General features: G+C 59.9%; 15 protein-coding genes. 10 read left to right on the forward strand and 5 right to left on the reverse strand.

What is annotated here, in order from left to right:
- Positions 1-125 precede the first annotated feature (125 nt).
- Both BDK61_RS19295 and BDK61_RS19300 read left to right on the forward strand, forming a co-directional pair.
- A complete protein-coding gene (locus BDK61_RS19295) occupies positions 126-1,502 on the forward strand; it encodes an aminomethyltransferase family protein (protein ID WP_121304189.1) in 1,377 nt (458 codons plus the stop codon).
- A gap of 207 nt (positions 1,503-1,709) precedes the next feature.
- Positions 1,710-1,865: a twin-arginine translocation signal domain-containing protein gene (locus tag BDK61_RS19300; protein WP_004965951.1), complete on the forward strand. Its 156-nt coding sequence runs from the start codon at positions 1,710-1,712 to the stop codon at positions 1,863-1,865.
- Here the strand turns inward: BDK61_RS19300 and BDK61_RS19305 are convergent.
- The 3 genes from BDK61_RS19305 to BDK61_RS19315 all read right to left on the reverse strand — a co-directional run bounded on the left by BDK61_RS19305 (position 1,862) and on the right by BDK61_RS19315 (position 5,097).
- On the reverse strand, positions 1,862-2,722 hold the full coding sequence (locus BDK61_RS19305; RefSeq protein WP_121304190.1) for a methylenetetrahydrofolate reductase: 861 nt from the start codon (positions 2,720-2,722) through the stop codon (positions 1,862-1,864). The two genes, BDK61_RS19300 and BDK61_RS19305, sit on opposite strands and share 4 nt — an antisense overlap.
- Before the next feature lie 78 nt (positions 2,723-2,800).
- Positions 2,801-4,000 (reverse strand): hypothetical protein, encoded by a 1,200-nt coding sequence (locus BDK61_RS19310; RefSeq protein WP_004965949.1) that lies wholly within the window; start codon positions 3,998-4,000, stop codon positions 2,801-2,803.
- Between the two features lie 140 nt (positions 4,001-4,140).
- Positions 4,141-5,097 carry a succinylglutamate desuccinylase/aspartoacylase family protein gene (locus BDK61_RS19315; protein ID WP_007190534.1) on the reverse strand — a complete coding sequence of 319 codons (957 nt, stop codon included), beginning with the start codon at positions 5,095-5,097 and terminating at the stop codon, positions 4,141-4,143.
- A 369-nt stretch (positions 5,098-5,466) separates the two neighbouring features.
- On the opposite strand from BDK61_RS19315, the gene BDK61_RS19320 reads away from it, so the two are divergent.
- From BDK61_RS19320 to BDK61_RS19345, 6 genes are all read left to right on the forward strand, one after another.
- A complete protein-coding gene (locus BDK61_RS19320) occupies positions 5,467-8,040 on the forward strand; it encodes a GcvT family protein (protein WP_121304192.1) in 2,574 nt (857 codons plus the stop codon).
- Between the two features lie 145 nt (positions 8,041-8,185).
- Positions 8,186-9,325, forward strand: a complete 1,140-nt coding sequence (locus BDK61_RS19325) for an aromatic ring-hydroxylating oxygenase subunit alpha (protein ID WP_004965943.1) — start codon at positions 8,186-8,188, stop codon at positions 9,323-9,325.
- Between the two features lie 5 nt (positions 9,326-9,330).
- Positions 9,331-9,702 (forward strand): hypothetical protein, encoded by a 372-nt coding sequence (locus tag BDK61_RS19330; RefSeq protein WP_121304194.1) that lies wholly within the window; start codon positions 9,331-9,333, stop codon positions 9,700-9,702.
- A 302-nt stretch (positions 9,703-10,004) separates the two neighbouring features.
- Positions 10,005-12,557 carry a GcvT family protein gene (locus BDK61_RS19335; RefSeq protein WP_121304196.1) on the forward strand — a complete coding sequence of 851 codons (2,553 nt, stop codon included), beginning with the start codon at positions 10,005-10,007 and terminating at the stop codon, positions 12,555-12,557.
- Between the two features lie 56 nt (positions 12,558-12,613).
- Positions 12,614-13,876, forward strand: a complete 1,263-nt coding sequence (gene ilvA / locus BDK61_RS19340; RefSeq protein WP_004965938.1) for a threonine ammonia-lyase — start codon at positions 12,614-12,616, stop codon at positions 13,874-13,876.
- 91 nt (positions 13,877-13,967) lie between these two features.
- The gene (locus tag BDK61_RS19345) at positions 13,968-14,411 is read left to right on the forward strand and encodes a universal stress protein (RefSeq protein ID WP_121304198.1); all 444 of its coding nucleotides are present in this window, start codon (positions 13,968-13,970) and stop codon (positions 14,409-14,411) included.
- A 5-nt stretch (positions 14,412-14,416) separates the two neighbouring features.
- Here the strand turns inward: BDK61_RS19345 and BDK61_RS23605 are convergent, their stop codons facing one another.
- Positions 14,417-14,578 (reverse strand): hypothetical protein, encoded by a 162-nt coding sequence (locus BDK61_RS23605; RefSeq protein WP_160164325.1) that lies wholly within the window; start codon positions 14,576-14,578, stop codon positions 14,417-14,419.
- Between the two features lie 415 nt (positions 14,579-14,993).
- On the opposite strand from BDK61_RS23605, the gene BDK61_RS19350 reads away from it, so the two are divergent.
- Positions 14,994-16,754 carry a BCCT family transporter gene (locus BDK61_RS19350; RefSeq protein WP_121304200.1) on the forward strand — a complete coding sequence of 587 codons (1,761 nt, stop codon included), beginning with the start codon at positions 14,994-14,996 and terminating at the stop codon, positions 16,752-16,754.
- Positions 16,755-16,833: 79 nt separating this feature from the next.
- Here BDK61_RS19350 and BDK61_RS19355 read toward each other — a convergent pair whose 3' ends face one another.
- A complete protein-coding gene (locus BDK61_RS19355) occupies positions 16,834-17,442 on the reverse strand; it encodes a hypothetical protein (protein WP_049938614.1) in 609 nt (202 codons plus the stop codon).
- Positions 17,443-17,547: 105 nt separating this feature from the next.
- On the opposite strand from BDK61_RS19355, the gene BDK61_RS19360 reads away from it, so the two are divergent.
- Complete coding sequence (locus BDK61_RS19360) at positions 17,548-17,979, forward strand: hypothetical protein (protein WP_244209914.1); 432 nt, start codon at positions 17,548-17,550, stop codon at positions 17,977-17,979.
- Positions 17,980-18,053: the final 74 nt, after the last annotated feature.

Consider the following 18,053-nt stretch of genomic DNA (forward strand, 5'->3'; position numbering starts at 1 on the left):
CATGCTCACGGGCTGTTAGGCAACGGTTCCGAGCGTTTTGTGGCCCACAAAATCCACCCCGTATATAAACCCCAGAAGCAAGTAACAATATCTTTTATTAGCATTTCACATGTTCTTTCAGAGGCATGACCGGTAACGAGGAACATCCTAACTATCCCAATGTCGACCAGTCAGACCGGACAGTACCACGGAACCTCCGCCAGACTGGTGACCCCAACATCGAGATGTTGGTGTCGACGCGCGTTCGAAAGTCCCCGTTCTTCCACAAGTCCTTCAACGAGGAGGGAGCCTGGCGGGCTACCGTCTACAACCGCCTCTATCACCCGCGCGGTCTCATCGAGCCCGAGGACGGAGGCGTGATGAAGGAGTACGACGCACTGACCAACACCGTCACCCTCTGGGACGTCGCCGTCGAGCGCCAGATTCGTGTCAAAGGGCCCGACGCTGAGGCGCTGACGAACTACGTGGTCACTCGCGACGTGACGGGCATGGACGCGATGGACGGGAAGTACGTCATCCTCTGTAACGAGGACGGCGGCGTCCTGAACGACCCAGTGTTGCTCCGGCCCGAGGAAGACGAGTTCTGGTTCTCTATCTCGGACTCGACACTGATGCAGTGGCTTCAGGGCGTCAACGTCGACAACGACTTTGATGTCGAAATCGATGAGATTGATGTCGCGCCGATGCAGATTCAGGGCCCAAGGGCGCTCGACGTGATGGTCGATGTCGTCGGCGACAAGGTCAAAGACGTGCCCTACTACGGTCTGATGGAGGCCGAGATCGACGGTTGCGACGTACTGATCAGCCAGACTGGGTTCTCCGGCGAGAAGGGCTTCGAAGTCTACGTCAAAGACGCGATGGAAAACGCCGAGCGCGTCTGGGACCCTGTTATGGAGTCTGTCAAGGACCACGGCGGTCGTCAGATCGCACCCGGTCACCACCGCCGGATTGCCGCCGGCATCATGTCCTGGGGTCAGGACCTCGACCATGAGACGTCACCGTTCCAGGTCAATCTCGGCTACCACGTCCCTGACGACAAGGAAGCCGACTACATCGGCAAAGAGGTTCTCGAAGAACAAAAAGAACAGATCGAGAACGGCAACTACCCGTTCGAGCACAAGCTCATCGGACTGAAGATCGCCGGCGAGCCAATCCGTGACTACGCCCCCGACTTCTGGCTCATCTCCGACCCGGACACGGGCGAGGAATGCGGCTACCTCACTTCTCCGTGGTGGAACCCGGACCTAGAGACCAACATCGGCATGGGCTTTGTCCCGGCTGAGAAGATTCAGGAAGTCACCGACACGCCGCTCAACGACGCGATCTACGACGAGGAGCTGGACCTAGAGTTCCAGGTCCATCTCCCCGACGAGTACGCCGACGAACCCGGCGAACCGGTGTTCGCCACCGCCGCGAAGGTGCCGTTCAAGGAGTCTGTCAACCCGAGCGCTCGTGAGCAGGCGAAGCTCAACGCCCGGAAAGAGGCCGAAAGCGACGACTAACCCCTCACTCCGCCTGTCCCTCTTTTTATTCGCACACGTTGTTAGGAAATGCATCGTTCCTTTTCGTGAAATCCGACGGCTCCGAAGTGGACTACCCCTCGGTTAGCAGCGGGGGCGGAGCATCACCAGTGCGCCCGACCCAGTGTGAGGCCAATATTCCATCTCAACACAGATTCATAAGAGAATTGCTCATACATACCAATACACATGTCTGAACAGACCAGACGTGACCTTCTGAAACGACTTGGGGTCGGAAGCACAGCCGGTGTCGTGTCGTTGGCTGGCTGCGCCCAGCAGTCAGACGAAGGCGGCGGTGATGGCGGCAGTGACGGAGAGATGACGGCTACGGAAGCCGGCGACTAACTATCCAGACGCTTGTGCCGCCACTTTTCAGTGTCGGGCGTCTGATTGAATGTGTAGATGTGGACGCCGCGGATGTTGTACTCATCATCCTCGACGTAGGGTGCGAGGCCGTCGATGAGTTCGTCAGGTTCGTAGGTCCCGCGGGAGCCGACCAGTTGCTTGACGAACCCGAGAATGCCCGTGGTCTTCCTGAGGAATTTTATCGAGTCACCGACGCCGACTTTCTGGGATATCTGCATCAGTCGCTGGTAGTTCATCACGCCCGGGATACCCACTTCGACCGGGAGTTCGATACCGCGAGCACGGATGTCTTCGACCCACTCTAACACGGCGTCCGGGTCGTAACAGAGTTGTGTAACGATGTACGTCGCGTATGGTGCCTTCTGTGCCATCGACTCCGCCAGCGTTTCGTCGTCGATGAAGTCGTGGCCCTCGGGGTAGCCTGTGATTCCTACTTCCTCAAAGGAGTACTCAGTCTCTTTGAGCGCTTCAAGCATGTCGAGCGCTGACTCGTACTCACCAGCCGGTTCCTCACGGTCGCCACCGGGGACGAAGATGTCCGTGATACCTGCCTGTTCCAGTCGCTCGGCTATCGATTCGAGTTGTTCTCTGTCTTCCACATAGCGGGCCGCGATGTGTGGCACAACATCGTACCCCATTTCGGCGGCTTCCGCCGTCTTCTCGACTGTCTTCTCGATGCCGAGCTGTGGCGAAGTCGTGATTGCGATAGTCGCGTTGTCGGGGAGGTGGGAAATCTCCTCGTCGAAGCTCTCGAACGGCATCAGTTCGAATCGGGCGCTCGTCAGCAGCGTCCGGACACCCTGACTGTCTGAGACCGTGCGTGTTCCGAGGGCCATGAGTTGGCAGAGCTAGGGCGTATCCGTACTTTTCTCTGTGGGTGGGGCATCGAACCCATTTATAAGAAGTTCTTTGTATCACGCGCTATGAGGGGCACACTGCCGGATTCGACTGGCAACAGTCCCGTAGGAGACAGCATGGTCCGGTTCGTCTGCGAGCCGGCAGAGGACGAGATCTAGAAGATTAAGCTGTTCCAGCAGGTCCCGGGTCTGGCCACGGTCGAGACTCAGGCATCGCTGCACCTCGTACACTGTGTCCGAATCGACGACTGCATCCGCAACGTCTTGCAGTTTAACATCAGTCGGGAGTCCAATCCCGTCAGTGACCAGTTGCTCGTCAGGGAGTTCTCCGACCGATTCTCCGGCGGGACCGGACGACTCGGCTGAGACAGGCTCCGTCACGCTGATCTGCTCGTCCTCATCCATAGCCCCAGACTGGGCCGCGTCCTCATCCGAAGTCTCTGATTCAACCGACGGGTCTTCCTCGTCATCACTGGACGTATTGTACGTGTTCGGGACGTGGATATCCGCTTCTATCATGTATCGGCGGACCGTCTCAGAGGAGACGTCCATCTGTATCTGCTCAGCGATGGCTCTGAAGTTGTCGCACTCGTCGTACAGTGCTTGCAGGTAGTCGGTGTCCTCGTACGGTGGCACGGAGTCGTCTCGGACGGCGGCGAATGGGTCGGATTCGGAGTCGGTCTCGCTATCAGACTGCGTATCCACTGTAGACGCGCCGTCTGATTGTAGGCCCTCCTGTGAACCGTCGTCTCCGTCACTGACAGGCTCCGAATCCGAGACAGCCGACCCGTCGAGCGAGGCATCGTCACCCTCGCTGGTATCGGCCGAATGTGCTGCGGTGGCGGTTGCTGCATCGGCGGCGTCAGCCTGTTTCGGTCTACAGTCGACGCTGGCTGCCTCGCCCGCCGCCGTCGCGTCGATTGTCAGCTGTACCGTCAGGAGCAAGCCGTCGTCGGTGACTGTCGCCGAGGCATTGGCTATCGACAATGAAGCACCGGCAGTCGACGGGAGTTCAGTAGCCGACGGTGAGAACGTGACTTCGAGGTCACCGCTCTCGGTCAGCCCCGCCGTCTCCGGCGTGAGGCCCGCATCAGCGCCGCCGCCGGAACGTAGCGAGACCGGCATCGCTACCGTCACATCGAGGACTGCATCACCGGTGCCGGCCGGTGATGCTTCGACGGTCTCGATTGACCGGCCGCGGGATTCGTACGCATCGATGACCTCCGCGAGCGCAGTGAAAGCGGCGTGAAGTCCCATGTCATTGAGAGACTATGACACGTTATGGTGTAGAGATAGGTGTGGAATACCGAACCCATTTATAAACATCCACAATACTGCGGCCAGCAACGCACGCCTAAAGCATTATGCCCGTCAACGATTCCTCGGACTCGTGTTGGTTATCGCGGTATTGCGATGCCTGCAAGGCGCTCCCCTTTCACGACAACAGACTCCCTGGCAAGCGAGAATATCACTCCTCTTTCTGTCGCTGTGACGACCTGTTGTTTCTCGAACGAGGCGGGCTCGTAGACAGTCCCTAATCGCTCCCCGGCGTCGACGGTGTCGCCGACGGCGATGTCCGGTCGACACTCAAACAAGCCCGATTCCGATGCGGTGACTGGCTCCGCATCGTTTCGGAGTACCGTCTGCGCAGCCTGTGGTTCCGGCTCTGATGGAAGGACTGCCCGCGCGCGCAGAAGATTCTGTATTCCGTCGACACCAGCCGCAACCGCGTCCTGTGCTATCCGACGACTGTTCGACAGTTCTGCAGTGATAACCGGAATCCCGGCTTCCGCAGTCGCAGCACGGAACGTCCCGCTGGACCCGTCGCCGCCGTTGTCTTCGGGCCTGTCGGTGAGTCTGTAAGAAGTACCGAACGCTTCAGCGAGGCGCTCAGCGGCCGGGTCGCCCGCCCGGCATCTGACGTGTTCCAGCATATCTGCTGTGCCGGTGTGGAGGTCGACCGCCGCGTCGGCGTCTTGGACAAGTTCCCACAGTCGAGCGGCAAACTGTTTCTGGAGGCTCCCACACTCGTCGCCCGGCCACACGCGGTTCAGATTCGGGTTCATCACGTCGTACTCGCCGGGAGTCATGTATGACCGGTGGTCGAATGCGAGCTGGTTCACCACCGGGACGACAAGCACCGTCCCAGCGATGGCTGCGTCAGTCAGGCGGTCGTGCAGTCGACGTAACGCGGCTGGGCCGTTGAGTTCGATGCCGTGTTGCGCCGCCTGGATGTACACCGTCGGTCCGGGGCCGCCGACGTATCGGTGGACAGTCACAGACACGTCCCGACCCGACGGCAACCGCCCGAGCCGTCGGTCAGTCGTGGTGTGCGTGACGGCCGTGTAATCCATATCAATGTCTAGCGTCGCGCAAATAAAAAACGCTGGGAGCAGAAGCACCGCTGTGCCGCATGGAGCGGTGCTGTGATACTCTTTCGAAACAGAGGCACTGCCCGATACAGGGCCATCGATGGTGTGAACGCATCGTGTGGAAGTCATTAGAGCTGACTGGTAACACACAACTTGATGATACAATAGGGCAGTTGAGAGCAATTAGACGGCTTCGAACAGAATTGACAACCACCATAGGGGACCCAAATTTATTAACAATGGTACTCCTGTTATTCTGAAACACTACGTGATGCTTCAATGTCAATTTGCAAAAGCGGCGGGTCAGGCGGTAACTATATTGCCACGCCATAGCACGTTTTACCCAGAGTTATGGAGCCTACCGATAGCCTGCCGACTCAGGCCGATACCGTCATTGTCGGTGCTGGAATCGTCGGCTGCAACATCGCCTACCAGCTGACAGAGCTCGGCCGCGAGGACGTTGTCGTAGTCGATCAGGGGCCAATGCCGACCACGGGTGGATCGTCGACGCACGCCCCCGGAATCATGTTTCAGACCGCGGAACCGAAGGTTCTCAGCCAGTTTGCGGACTACAGCCGTCGGCTGTACTCGGACCTCGAAGGGGCCGACGGGCACCAAGCCTACAACGAAACAGGTGGCATCGAAGTCGCACGCAGCGAGGAGCGTATGGACTTCCTCCAGCGCCGCGTCGAATACGCCAAGGCCTGGGGCATCGAGGACCCGCAGTTGCTCTCGCCCGCGGAAGTGACTGAACACCTCCCGCTTGTCGACGCCGACCAGATCAAGGGCGGCTACTACTCCCCAACAGACGGGCAGGTCTCCGGCGTCGTCGCCTGCGACGCGCTTGCCAGAGAAGCGATGGAGAGGGGCGCGAAGTTCGTTCCACACACGCGCACCGAGGATGTCGAGACCGAGAACGGTTCGGTACAAGCTGTCATCACGGAGAACGGCAGTATCGAGTGCAACGAGGTGGTGGTGGCGACCAATATCTGGGCCCGCCAGCTCGGCGAGAAACTTGATGTGCACCTGCCGGTAACGCCGGTCGAACACCAGTACACGATGACGGAGTCACTCGATGAACTGGCCGATAGCGCGGTCGATATCACCGACCACCCGCTGTTCGAGAACTACGAGAACGTCTCCGGCGAGAAAGCAAAGCGGCTTCTTGTCGGTCCGGACCGGCCGATTCTCCGTGACCAAGACAACGCGATGTACTACCGGAACCACGGGGATTCCTACGGTATCGGCTCGTACAATCACGACCCCATCGTGCCCGACCCGCAGGACCTCGGTGGGAACGACCCTGACGGCGAGCAGGGGTCGGTCCACGAGTTCACGGACTATCACATGAACAACGCGACCCATCCGGACCGGCCGGACAAGGCGCCTCGTCAGGCCAGCGACGAACTGCTCCCCGCGACGGCCGGCAAGGAGCTCGAACACAAGTACAACGGGATGTTCGCGGAGTCCCCGAACGGACTCCCCGTGATGGGTCCCGTACAGGAGTACGACGGCCTCTGGACGGCGGCGGCTATCTGGGTCACGCACGCCGGGGGTGCCGGCAAGGCGCTTGCCGAGTGGATGGAACACGGCGTCCCGCGGCTCCCCTCCGGCCCGATTGACCTCGCCCATTGTGACGTGAACCGCTTCGACGAGCACGAGGGCAGTTGGGACTTCGCTCGGGATATCGGCGGCGAGGAGTACCGCATCGTCTACAACATCATGCACCCCAAGTGGGTCTGGACCGAGACACAGCGGGACATCCGCCGAACCCCGATGTACCACACCCACAAGAAGTACGACGCTGAACTGTGGGCCGAGGCCGGCTGGGAGGAACCACACTGGTTCGATTCCAATGCCGACCTGCTGGCGGAGTACGGCGACCGGATTCCCGACCGCGAAGGCTGGGAAGCGAAGTACTGGTCACCAATCGAAGGTGCTGAGGCGCTGAACGTTCGCAACAACGTCGGTCTCCACGACATGACCTCTTTCAACAAGATGGAGGTCATCGGGAGCGACGCCGGGGAGTTCGTCCAGTACCTCTGTACGAACGACATGGACATCGACGTGAACGACGTGAAATACACGCTGATGTGCAACGAAGGCGGCGGCGTCCGGGCAGACATCACGGTCACGCGAACCGACGAAGACCGCTACCTCCTGCTGACCACCGGTCGTGAAGTCGGGAACAACCACGTTGCGTGGGTGCGCGAGCAGTCCCCCGACGACGTGGTCGTCAACGACGTGACCTCCAGTCTCGCGGCGATGGTCTGTACTGGGCCGAACGCTCGGAAAGTCCTCTCGAAGGTCACCGACGTTGACCTCTCCGACGACGCCTTCCCGTTCTTCACGAGCCAGCAGTTCTTCGTGAAGAACATCCCTGTGACCGCACTCCGCGTCTCGTACGCGGGTGAACTCGGGTGGGAGTTCTACACGCCCTCGGAGTACGGCGAACGCCTCTGGGAGCACATCATGGAGGCCGGCGAGGAGTACGGCATTCGCCCGTACGGCAACGGCGCGCTGAACTCGCTGCGAATCGAGAAAGGGTTCCGACTCTGGGGGAAGGACCTCCACACGGAGCACAATCCCTACGAGGCCGGCCTCGGCTGGGCCGTCGACCTCGAAACCGACTTCATCGGCAAGGAGGCGGTCGCGGCGGCCGCCGACGGCGACAACATCGACCACAAGGTAGCCTGTCTGACCCTCGATGACGAGGACGCTGTTGTCCTCGACAACAAACCGGTCCTTGACGGCGACGAGACCATCGGCTATCTCCACAGCGCCGAGTACGGCTACACCGAAGGCGCCTGCGTGGCCTACACGTATCTGCCACCCGAGTACGCCAAACCCGGGACCAGCGTCGAAATCCTCTACGAGGGCGAGCGGTACGATGCAACCGTCCGCGAGGAACCGCTGGTCTCCTGAGTGGTACCGGTAGCTACTTTTTCAACAGATGCGGTCTGAGGGCGTCGCGTGTCCTCGAAAGGAGTCAGAACTTTCCAGGCCCGCTTAAACGGGTGTACTATCTGTGGTCAATGGTGATGTGGTATACGAGGCCAAAACCACACGTATGACGAGGTGGAACCAGTCAAATGACGATGTCGCAGCAGTTAGTTCCGATATAACCGACGAAACGAACGCCCTTCCAGCTAAATACTTTACAAGCTCGGAGATACACGAACTGGAGAAGGAGAAGATATTCGGTCGCTACTGGGTGTACGCCGGGCATGCGAACGCGATTACCGAGCCGGGTGCGTACTTTACCCGGACCATTGGCGACAGGCAAGTCATCATCGTCCGTGGCCACGACGACGAGATACGGGCGTTCTTCAACGTCTGTGCCCACCGGGGCTCGAAGATGGTCGAGGACACGCCCATGACCGACCCTGAAAACATGGGGCGAATCCGCTGTCCGTACCACATGTGGTCGTACGACCTCGACGGTGACCTCGAGAGCACGCCACAGAGCTTCGAAGAAGCAGGGCTCAATCCGGACCTGAGCGACGATGAGGTCTGTGGCATGGACGCCAGTGAGAACAGCCTCAGCGAAGTCGAAACCGACCGAATCGGGCCGTTCGTCTTCCTCAACTTCGCCCAGGACCCAATGCCGCTGGCCGAGCAAGCGGGAACGCTGAAATCAGAACTCGAGGCCATGCCGCTTGGTGAGTACGAACACGCTGCGCGGTACGTCTCCGAGGTCGAGTGCAACTGGAAGACATTCGCTGGCAATTACTCCGAGTGTGACCACTGCCACGCGAACCATCAGGATTGGATAACTGACATCGAGTTGGCGGAGTCGGAACTCGAAGTCAACGACTATCACTGGATTCTGCATTACACCCACGACGAAGATGTTGAGGACGAAATGCGGATTCACGACGAACACGAGGCCAAGTTCTACTACTTCTGGCCGAACTTTACCGTCAATATGTATGGGACGGCGGACGGATACGGCACGTACATCATCGACCCGATTGATGAAGGTCGCTTCCAACTCATCGCCGACTACTACTTCAGCGACGAGGAGATGACTGACGCCGAACAGGAGTTCGTCCAGACGAGCCGGCAACTCCAGGAGGAGGACTTCGAACTCGTCGAGCGCCAGTACGAGGGGCTCAAGTCGGGCGCGCTCGCGCAGGCACAACTGGGACCGAACGAGCACACCGTCCACCGACTGCATCGGCTCGCTCAGGAAGCCTACGAGGCCTGACCTCAATGACACGACAGAGCCAGCGGGCCGATGCCCCGTTCGTCGCGCAGTGTGTCAGGACCGATGCCAGGGTAGCAACCACCACAGCTAACGAGGTCGTTAACTTCTACCGCCGCCGGCAGCAGCTTATGGACACAGACATCGAGTGGGTCACCGCGGAGCACCGCGCTGTCTCACAGGCCCCCACCTCGGGCGGCGTCGTCCACGTCCTCCGTGAACTGGACAACTACTTCCGGAGCGGTGTCCCGCTGGGTATCCTCGCCGCGGCGATGAGCAAACAGGGACAGACAGTCAAGGACACGCTGGCCGACGTACACGACGTACGCATGGACGGGTCGCTCTGGGAGCCCCGGTCTGACCGTCTCCGCCCGGTCTGACGAGCCGTCCATCACCGAAACAGTCACTTTTGCAGGCTAGAGCCGCTGTGTAATCCTGCTATCGCGCGATATCTGCGACCAAGCGACCGACAGCGACTGTTGCAGCTGCCGGGAGACCAGATATTGTCAGCGACGGAGTATGCTGTGGTTCGGCGTCGTTTACCCCTGCCGTGGTCTGGACCCAAACTACAGATGCCGACTATTACGCAGGTAAAGTGGCTAAAAGACAGGAATAAGCCAAACTGCGATTGTCGCCACCGGTGTATTTAACATTGTGACAGAAACAGTCCCAAACGAGATACATGAGCACAGAGACTCCCCCGTCTCGGGCGGATACTGTTGTTATCGGTGCCGGGGCCGTCGGGTGTAGTGTCGCGTATCACCTGACAGAACTCGGCGCGGAGGACGTTGTCGTCATCGACCAGGGACCGCTCCCGGTCACCGGCGGTTCATCGGTCCACGCCCCTGGAATAATGTTCCAGACCTCGCCGTCGAAGATACAGACGAAGACGGCCCACTACACCAGTCGGCTCCTTTCGGACGCCGGCGTCTACGACGAGGTCGGCGGCATCGAAGTGGCTCGCAGCGAGGAGCGCATGGACTTCCTCCGTCGGCGTGTCGAGTGGGCGACTTCTTACGGGCTGCCGGAACCACAATTGCTCTCGCCTGCGGAGGTCACCGAACACCTTCCGTTGGTTGACAAGGACGAAATTCTCGGTGGCTACTACTCGCCGACTGACGGACGCGTCGACGGCATCGGCGCGCTTCAGTGGTACATGGAACACTCCACGGCGTCGTTCTACGGGAACACTGAGGTCACCGATCTGGATGTTTCGGGGGGCGAAATCAACGCTGTCGAGACCGCACAGGGCCGCATCGACTGCGAGCGAGCCGTTATTGCGACGAACAACTGGGGCTACCAGACCGGCCAGCTGGCTGGGCTCGACCTTCCGATTGCCCCGGTTGAACATCAGTACGTGGTCACCGAGCCGATGGATGAACTCGCCGGCGTCGAGTCCTCTGTCGGCGACAACACGACGGGGCTGGAGGTTCCGGGGGACCGCTCTATCGCGGAGTACATGAGCGAAGGGCCACACCAGCCCGTCGGTCGCGATCAGGACCACTCGCTGTACTTCCGGACTCACGGTGACGCGCTCGGGATGGGGTCGTACAACCACGAGACGCTCTCGGTTGACCCTGAGGCGATGGGCAAGAACTCCGAGGAACACCAGGCATCGGTTAGAGGGTTCACGAAAGAACACTGGGAGACGCCAACCCACCGTGGCCGGGACAAGTCCGCGAAACAGGCCTTCGACGAACTACTGCCGGCGACACAGGACGTCGAGTACGAGGCCACCGAAAACGGCATCTTCGTCTTCACGCCCGACGGGATGCCGGCCGTCGGGGAGACGGCACAGGTTGACGGTCTCTGGACAGGGCTGGCTATCTGGTGGACCCACTCCGGGGGTTACGGCCGCATCCTCGCTGAGTGGATGGAGAACGGCGTTCCGCGCCTGCCGTCCGGGCCGGTCGACACCGGCGGCATTCACGTCCGACGGTTCGAACCCCACGCGGGCGAGAAGGACTACTTCGTTGACCGCGGGGCCAAGCGCTACGAGCAGGTCTACAGCATTGTCGAGCCCCGGTGGCAGCCTGATGACCACCGCACACTCCGGACCAGCCCGTTCTATCATCAGCAGAAGGAACTCGGGGCGGAGTTCTACCAGAGCGGTGGCTGGGAGACGCCACAGTGGTACGAGTCAAACGCCGACTTAGTCGAGACCTACGAGGACCGGATTCCCGACCAGCGCGGTTGGCAGGGAATCAATCGCTCGAAAATCGAGGCCGCGGAGCATCTCCACACCCGCGAGAAGGTGTCGATGTTCGACATGACGACGTTCAGCTCCATCATGGTTGAGGGCGAGGGGAGCCAGGCGTTCCTCCAGCGGGTCTGTAGCAACGATATGGACCTCGATACTGGACAGGTCCGCTACTCGCTGCTGTTGAACGAGGGCGGCGGCATCCTCGCCGATATCACTGTCGTCAAACTCGACGACGAGGAGTTCATGGTGACGACCGGCGGCGGGAACTCACCCGGCATCCACGGCGGTCACCTCGAAGACGAGGCTCCCGCAACCGTGTCGGTCCATGTTGAGGAAGGTGCAAAATCCACAATCGGCCTCTGGGGGCCGAACGCGCGGCTCCTTCTCCAGCGATGCACCGACGCGGATGTGACCAACAACGGCTTCCCCTATTTCAGCGCCAAGCAGATGTACGTCGGCGACGTGCCGGTCATCGCATTACGGGTCTCCTACGTCGGCGAGCTTGGGTGGGAGCTGTGGGCGCCGACGGAGTACGGCCAGCGCCTCTGGGAGACGCTGCAAGACGCCGGCGAGGACCTCGGTGTCCGACCGATGGGTGGCGGCGCGCTCAGTTCCATGCGATTAGAGAAAGGCTACCGTCTCTGGGGGACGGACATCGACACGGACTCGAATCCCTTCGAAGCCGGTCTGCCCTTCGCCGTCGACATGGATACGGAGTTTATCGGCAAGGAGGCCCTCGAAACCGCGCGTGAGAAGGGTATTGAGAGCAAAATCACGCCACTCACGCTCGATGACTCGACAGATATCATGCTGAGTGGGCGGCCAGTGACAAAAGACGGCGACGCAATCGGCTACGTGCAAGCCGGAAACTACGGCTACAGCATCGACGAGTCGATTGCATACACATACGTTCCGACCGAACACGCCGAAGCCGGCACGTCGGTTCAGATACAGTGTGAGGGCGAGACATACGACGCGACCGTACGCGACGAGCCGCTGTTCGATCCGACCCGAGACCGGATCATCAAATAACAGGACACCGCGATGCCCCAACAACTTTGACAGCAGGCCCGAGACGATATCAACATATGACACATACCGAATCGGACACGCTACCCGTCACATACGCAGACATCGAACGAGCCCGCGAACGTCTGGACGACGACACAGTTGTAAAGAAGACGCCAGTCGAACGGAGCTCGTCCCTTGGTGGGTTCGTCGACGCCGAGGTGTACCTGAAGATGGAGCACCTCCAGTGGACAGGGTCGTTCAAAACCAGAGGCGCGTACAACAAGATCTCGCAGGACGTTGCCGATGACGTGGAGTCCTTCGTCGCCGCCAGCGCCGGGAACCACGCCCAGGGTGTCGCTCTCGCCGCGACGAAATGTGGGGCAGAGTCAACGATTTTCATGCCGGAGAACGCGCCACAGGCCAAGATCGACGCCACGAGGGCCTACGGCGGAAGCGTCGAACTGGTCGGCAACGACTTTCAGGAGACGATGTCCCACGCCAAAGCTGTCGTCGAGGAGACCGACGCCGAGTTCGTTCACGCCTATGACGATCTGGACATCATTGCTGGACAGGGGACCCTCGGAACGGAAATGTACCACGACTGCCCCGATGTCGACACAGTCATCGTCCCCATTGGCGGCGGCGGACTTATCAGCGGTGTCTCGACCGCAATCAAGCACCTCTCGCCCGAGACGCGCGTCATCGGTGTGCAGGCGACCGGCGCTGAGACGGTGCATGAAAGCCTTGACAAAGGGATTCCGGTCGTGCTTGATGAAGTCGATACCATCGCCGACGGTATCGCTACGGGCGGTATCTCGGAGACGACGCTCGACATCATCGAGGCGAACGTCGACGAAGTCGTGACGGTTTCGGACACCGATATCGCACAGGCGATTCTCCTGTTGATGGAACGAGCCAAACAGGTCGTGGAAGGTGCCGGGGCCGCCTCCGTGGCTGCCATACTGAGTGACAGCCTCGACGTGTCGGGTGAAACGGTGATGCCGCTGCTCTGTGGCGGGAACCTCGATATGACACAGATGCGAGAGGTTCTCATTCATGCACTCACGGAGCGCCAGCAGCTCCTCCAGCTCCGGGTTCGGATCGATGACCAGCCGGGTGTGATGGAGGAGATATCTGGCGTCATCGCCAGACAGGGAGCCAACATCCACGACGTTCGGCACGAACGGTCCGTCGAGAATCTCGAAATCGGGGAGGCGTATCTCGTATTTAACGTCGAAACGAGCGGTGCCGAGCACGCACAGAGTATTATCACGGCGATACGTGATGCGGGCTATCCCGTCGATAACGTTGCACGGGAGGCCAAAAGCGGCGCACTGTGAGCCGGAACCGGCGCTCAGACTGATGGACCGACGCCGTGAGCGGGGAAACCTATAACAGGTGTGTGATGGAAGTACACATGAGTCAGGTACCATGTACGACCACATACTCGTCCCGTATGACGGTAGCGATGAGGCCCGGAAAGGGGCAGAACACGGCATCGAACTCGCCGCTGCACTCGACGCCACAGTCCATGCATTGTACGTAATCGATCTGCCGGGCACGCCCCGTGCGCTTGCGCTCAGAGATGACGAGGAGGAGATGCGCGAGGAGTACCGAGACTACGGGGAGGAGGTGCTGGCAAATCTCGGGACTGTCGCCGAAGAACACGGTGTTGACTACGAGACGCACTTCAAAACTGGCGCGCCCAGCGAAAAGATCGTCGAGTTTGCTGAAGGCGAAGGCATGGACGCGATTGTTCTGGGCTCAGCGTTCCGCGGAAAACTCGGGAACCTGCTCGGCGGAACGACGGACAAGGTGGTCCGAACGTCGAGTATCCCAGTCATTAGCCAGCGGATGAGTGTCAACGATATTTAACTCTACTACGCGTCTATCAATCGCGTCTCGCGTATGTAGATCACCAGACTGGCGCTGAGGAAGCTGAATCCTGCAAGCCGAAAGTCCCCAACTGTCATCCCGATGAGGCCGACACCCATCAGCAGTGCTGCCACCGCAGCTGCCCCCGTTGCCAGAAGTCGTCCCATACTGGTGGTAGGTGGGATTCCGAAATAAATACGCGCCCACTGGAACGCGAGATGATCGAACGACTCACCGACGGCCAGCAAACCTCAATGTACTAGATTGAGTACGTGTCTGCCGAACCACCGCAGTATAGCGCCTCAGTCCATGATATACTGCTGTCTAAGGTGAAGTTTTATTAGAGTTGCATCAGTGCATATGTATGAGACTGTGTAGCACATAAAACACGTCGACAATAGCTCCGCGGGCACGCCGTGCCCGCACAGGCGAGTACAGTGAGATAAACAGGATGCGAATGCTGCAGACGCCCGACGCCGGGATGTCGCTGGCATGACGGTAGCAACGGACCATGACAGAGCGAGACCGAAACGACGACAATGAGACACCACAGATCACTACCGCGTTCGAGAGGGGTAACGTATGGCAGATAGTGACGACCAAACCGGCGGAATGTCGGACGGGCTCCAGGTAGAACTGTTCCACCCGGAGTCCGACCGCGAGCCCGGTGACACGAACATCCAGGCGGCTGGATTCGATATCCACCCGGTGGTCTTCCCGGTGGCGCTGGCGATCATTGCGTTATTTATCGCCATAACGATACTGCTGGGCGACACAGCAGCCTCCGCGTACACGTGGCTGTTCAACACCATCGGTGACACCTTCGGCTGGTTCTACCTGCTGGCGGTGAACGTGTTCATCATTACTTTGCTGTACTTCGCCTTCAGCAAGTACGGCAATATCAGAATCGGCGGCGTTGAAGCCGAAAAAGAGTTCAGTGATTTCTCTTGGATGGCGATGTTGTTCAGCGCCGGCATGGGTATTGGCCTCATGTTCTTCAGCGTCTCAGAACCGCTGTATTACTTCCAGAACCCGCCGAGTTTCTTTGGGGCCGAAGCTGGAACCGGTGCGGCAGCGTCCGCCGCGATGGCACAGACGTTCTTCCACTGGGGCTTTCACCCGTGGACGGTGTATGGCCTCGTGGGACTCGGTCTCGCGTTCTTCTCGTTTAACCGCGGGCTCCCACTTACCTTCCGGTCGATATTCTGGCCCCTGCTTGGCGAGCGGATTTACGGCTGGCCGGGCCACATCATCGACCTCGTAACGGTGTTCGCGACGCTGTTCGGACTGTCAACCTCGCTGGGACTCGGTGTTGCGCAGGTCAATACGGGACTCTCCTACGTGGGCGGTGATATGCTCGGCGCGGTAAATATCCCGACAGGAACCTGGCCGCAAGTCGCCCTCATCGCTGGGATTACGCTCATCGCGACCCTCTCGGTCGCGGCGGGGCTTGATGGCGGTGTCAAGCGGCTGAGTACGCTCAACCTCTACCTGATGTTCGCACTGCTCGGGTTCCTCGTCATCGTGGGCCCGACGGTGTACATCTTCGGGACGTGGACCGAGGGCCTCGGGGCCTACTTCGGAAACATTCTCGCGCTCGGGTTCTTTACCGGGACGCTCAACGAAGCGGCGAACGGGACCCCCACCGCATGGACAGTGTTCTACTGGGGCTGGTGGATCGCGTGGTCGCCGTTCGTCGGGATGTTCATCGCACGCATTTCGAAGGGACGGTCCGTCCGGGAGTTCGTTCTCGGCGTCCTGTTCCTTCCGTCGATGTTCTCGACGCTCTGGCTGTCGGTGTTTGGCGGCAGCGCGATGTTCAACTCACTGATGGGGAACGGACAGGCGCTGGCGACGTACAACGAAGTCGGCCAGACCGTTGCGATGTTTGCCCTGCTGGAGCAGTTCCCGCTTGGCGTGATTAGCGGCCTGTTGGCGACCCTGCTGGTCATCACGTTCTTCGTCACGTCGTCGGACTCGGGGTCTCTGGTCATCGACCACCTGACCTCGGGCGGGAAACACGACGTTCCGCGGACACAGCGGATCTTCTGGGCCCTCACTGAGGGGCTTGTCGCGTCGATCCTGCTCATTGGGGGCGGGCTGACGGCGCTCCAGACGGCCGCAATCACCACGGGGCTCCCGTTCGCGCTCATCCTGTGTCTGATGTGTTACACGGTGTATCTGGGGCTCGATAACGAGTACCAGATACTCGAATCCGAAGAGTTCGCAGAGACAATTCAGGATCTCTCTGAGCGGGATGACGTAGATGTCGTGACCGCTGGCGACGAGATGGTGACGGATATCTCAGACCCGGGAGACGACACGGCAACTAGCACTGACTGAAGCGCTCGCGTTTTGGCGTTTTCCGTCTCGCCCGGTCAGATCTGGGCGCTATCGCTAACAGTGGTCGGAACTGCTCACACTACCGACCACCCAGTTCTGTTTCGACCGTCCGTTCAGAGTGTATCCAGAGCCGGGCAGCACCGCCGATTCCGAACGCGGCGATGGCAAGGCTAGACACGATACTGCCAGCAGGTGAAAACAGGACCCAGAGAACAGCACTGAGTGATGCGCCGATGAGCAGGCCCAACACCGGTTGTCGATTGGACAGAGTATCGGTGACGAGCGTGCCGACGACGAGAAACCCGAAGCTTGTGAGGACCAGGACGAACGCGCTACTGACAAGAATCGCGATGCGGACGAACACCCCGCCAGCGACACTGAGGCGGGCCAGCGTCGTTGCCCCGTAGAGGCCGACAATACCGACGATCATGTATCCAGCGATGCCGTAAAGGACAGCCGTCGCCGGGCTGTCTAAAATCGCGTTGACCGACTCGTCGACGTAGCTCTGCCGCAGGCGGAGTACCAGTGCGCCAGCCACGAGCACGAGAACGAACGAGCCGAGCCCGCGGAGCGGTCTGGACAGTTCAGTGCTAACGCCGGGCGCGAGCTGTCCCACAACGGGGTTCCAAATGGTTGCCGCCAGCCTCGGGAGGCTCGGCGCGACGCTGGCAGCTGCGTCAAAACTCATACTCCACATACCGTGGGTCGCCGTGAAAACCTACCGACCGCACAGCACTGGGTTAGCGCCGGCCCGCCCGGAGATTTAAGCGGTCAGAATACATACCATGTCACAGTGTCTAAATGGCCCGCAGTTCTGCTCTCGAAGCTTGTCTGGGTTGGCAAGCGAGTCGTTGCGCCGCTCCAGCGTAATGACGGGCCGAACAAGTTCAGGCTGTCGAGCATGGACACGGCAACAACGACATACGATGGTGACATCGGGTGGGCGAGACGGCCGCCAGCGACAGTCGAGTGTCCACGATGCGAGTCGGAAATCTTCCAGCACAACGCGCGTGACAGCATCGACTGTCCACGGTGTGTCGGTGAATATGGCCACGACGAATTCGCTGACATGACCCTCCTATATTTCACGTGCCCGGTCTGTCGAAGCCAGATGGAACACGGTAAACGACATCCCGAGCGGTTCGACATCCCCGAGTGGGCGACCTGTACGGACTGTCGGTACCACTGGGAGTTTGAACACTCCTACGACCACAGTACCGATTAGACAATACACACCAACCGGAGTGCCGTCGCGTGGCCGACTGTATGGTGCTTCGAAACGGCTACAGGATCAAGAGT

Origin of the sequence: Haloarcula quadrata (assembly GCF_003634715.1) — an archaeon.
GTDB lineage: Archaea > Halobacteriota > Halobacteria > Halobacteriales > Haloarculaceae > Haloarcula > Haloarcula marismortui.

Bases quoted from the DNA above. Each gene is read 5' to 3' on its own strand.
- BDK61_RS23605 (WP_160164325.1), bottom strand. From the start codon at position 14,578: ATGGGACGACTTCTGGCAACGGGGGCAGCTGCGGTGGCAGCACTGCTG.
- BDK61_RS19300 (WP_004965951.1), top strand. From the start codon at position 1,710: ATGTCTGAACAGACCAGACGTGACCTTCTGAAACGACTTGGGGTCGGA.
- BDK61_RS19320 (WP_121304192.1), top strand. From the start codon at position 5,467: ATGGAGCCTACCGATAGCCTGCCGACTCAGGCCGATACCGTCATTGTC.
- BDK61_RS19330 (WP_121304194.1), top strand. From the start codon at position 9,331: ATGACACGACAGAGCCAGCGGGCCGATGCCCCGTTCGTCGCGCAGTGT.
- BDK61_RS19295 (WP_121304189.1), top strand. From the start codon at position 126: ATGACCGGTAACGAGGAACATCCTAACTATCCCAATGTCGACCAGTCA.
- BDK61_RS19325 (WP_004965943.1), top strand. From the start codon at position 8,186: ATGACGAGGTGGAACCAGTCAAATGACGATGTCGCAGCAGTTAGTTCC.
- BDK61_RS19310 (WP_004965949.1), bottom strand. From the start codon at position 4,000: ATGGGACTTCACGCCGCTTTCACTGCGCTCGCGGAGGTCATCGATGCG.
- BDK61_RS19315 (WP_007190534.1), bottom strand. From the start codon at position 5,097: ATGGATTACACGGCCGTCACGCACACCACGACTGACCGACGGCTCGGG.
- BDK61_RS19305 (WP_121304190.1), bottom strand. From the start codon at position 2,722: ATGGCCCTCGGAACACGCACGGTCTCAGACAGTCAGGGTGTCCGGACG.
- BDK61_RS19335 (WP_121304196.1), top strand. From the start codon at position 10,005: ATGAGCACAGAGACTCCCCCGTCTCGGGCGGATACTGTTGTTATCGGT.
- BDK61_RS19355 (WP_049938614.1), bottom strand. From the start codon at position 17,442: ATGAGTTTTGACGCAGCTGCCAGCGTCGCGCCGAGCCTCCCGAGGCTG.
- ilvA (WP_004965938.1), top strand. From the start codon at position 12,614: ATGACACATACCGAATCGGACACGCTACCCGTCACATACGCAGACATC.
- BDK61_RS19350 (WP_121304200.1), top strand. From the start codon at position 14,994: ATGGCAGATAGTGACGACCAAACCGGCGGAATGTCGGACGGGCTCCAG.
- BDK61_RS19345 (WP_121304198.1), top strand. From the start codon at position 13,968: ATGTACGACCACATACTCGTCCCGTATGACGGTAGCGATGAGGCCCGG.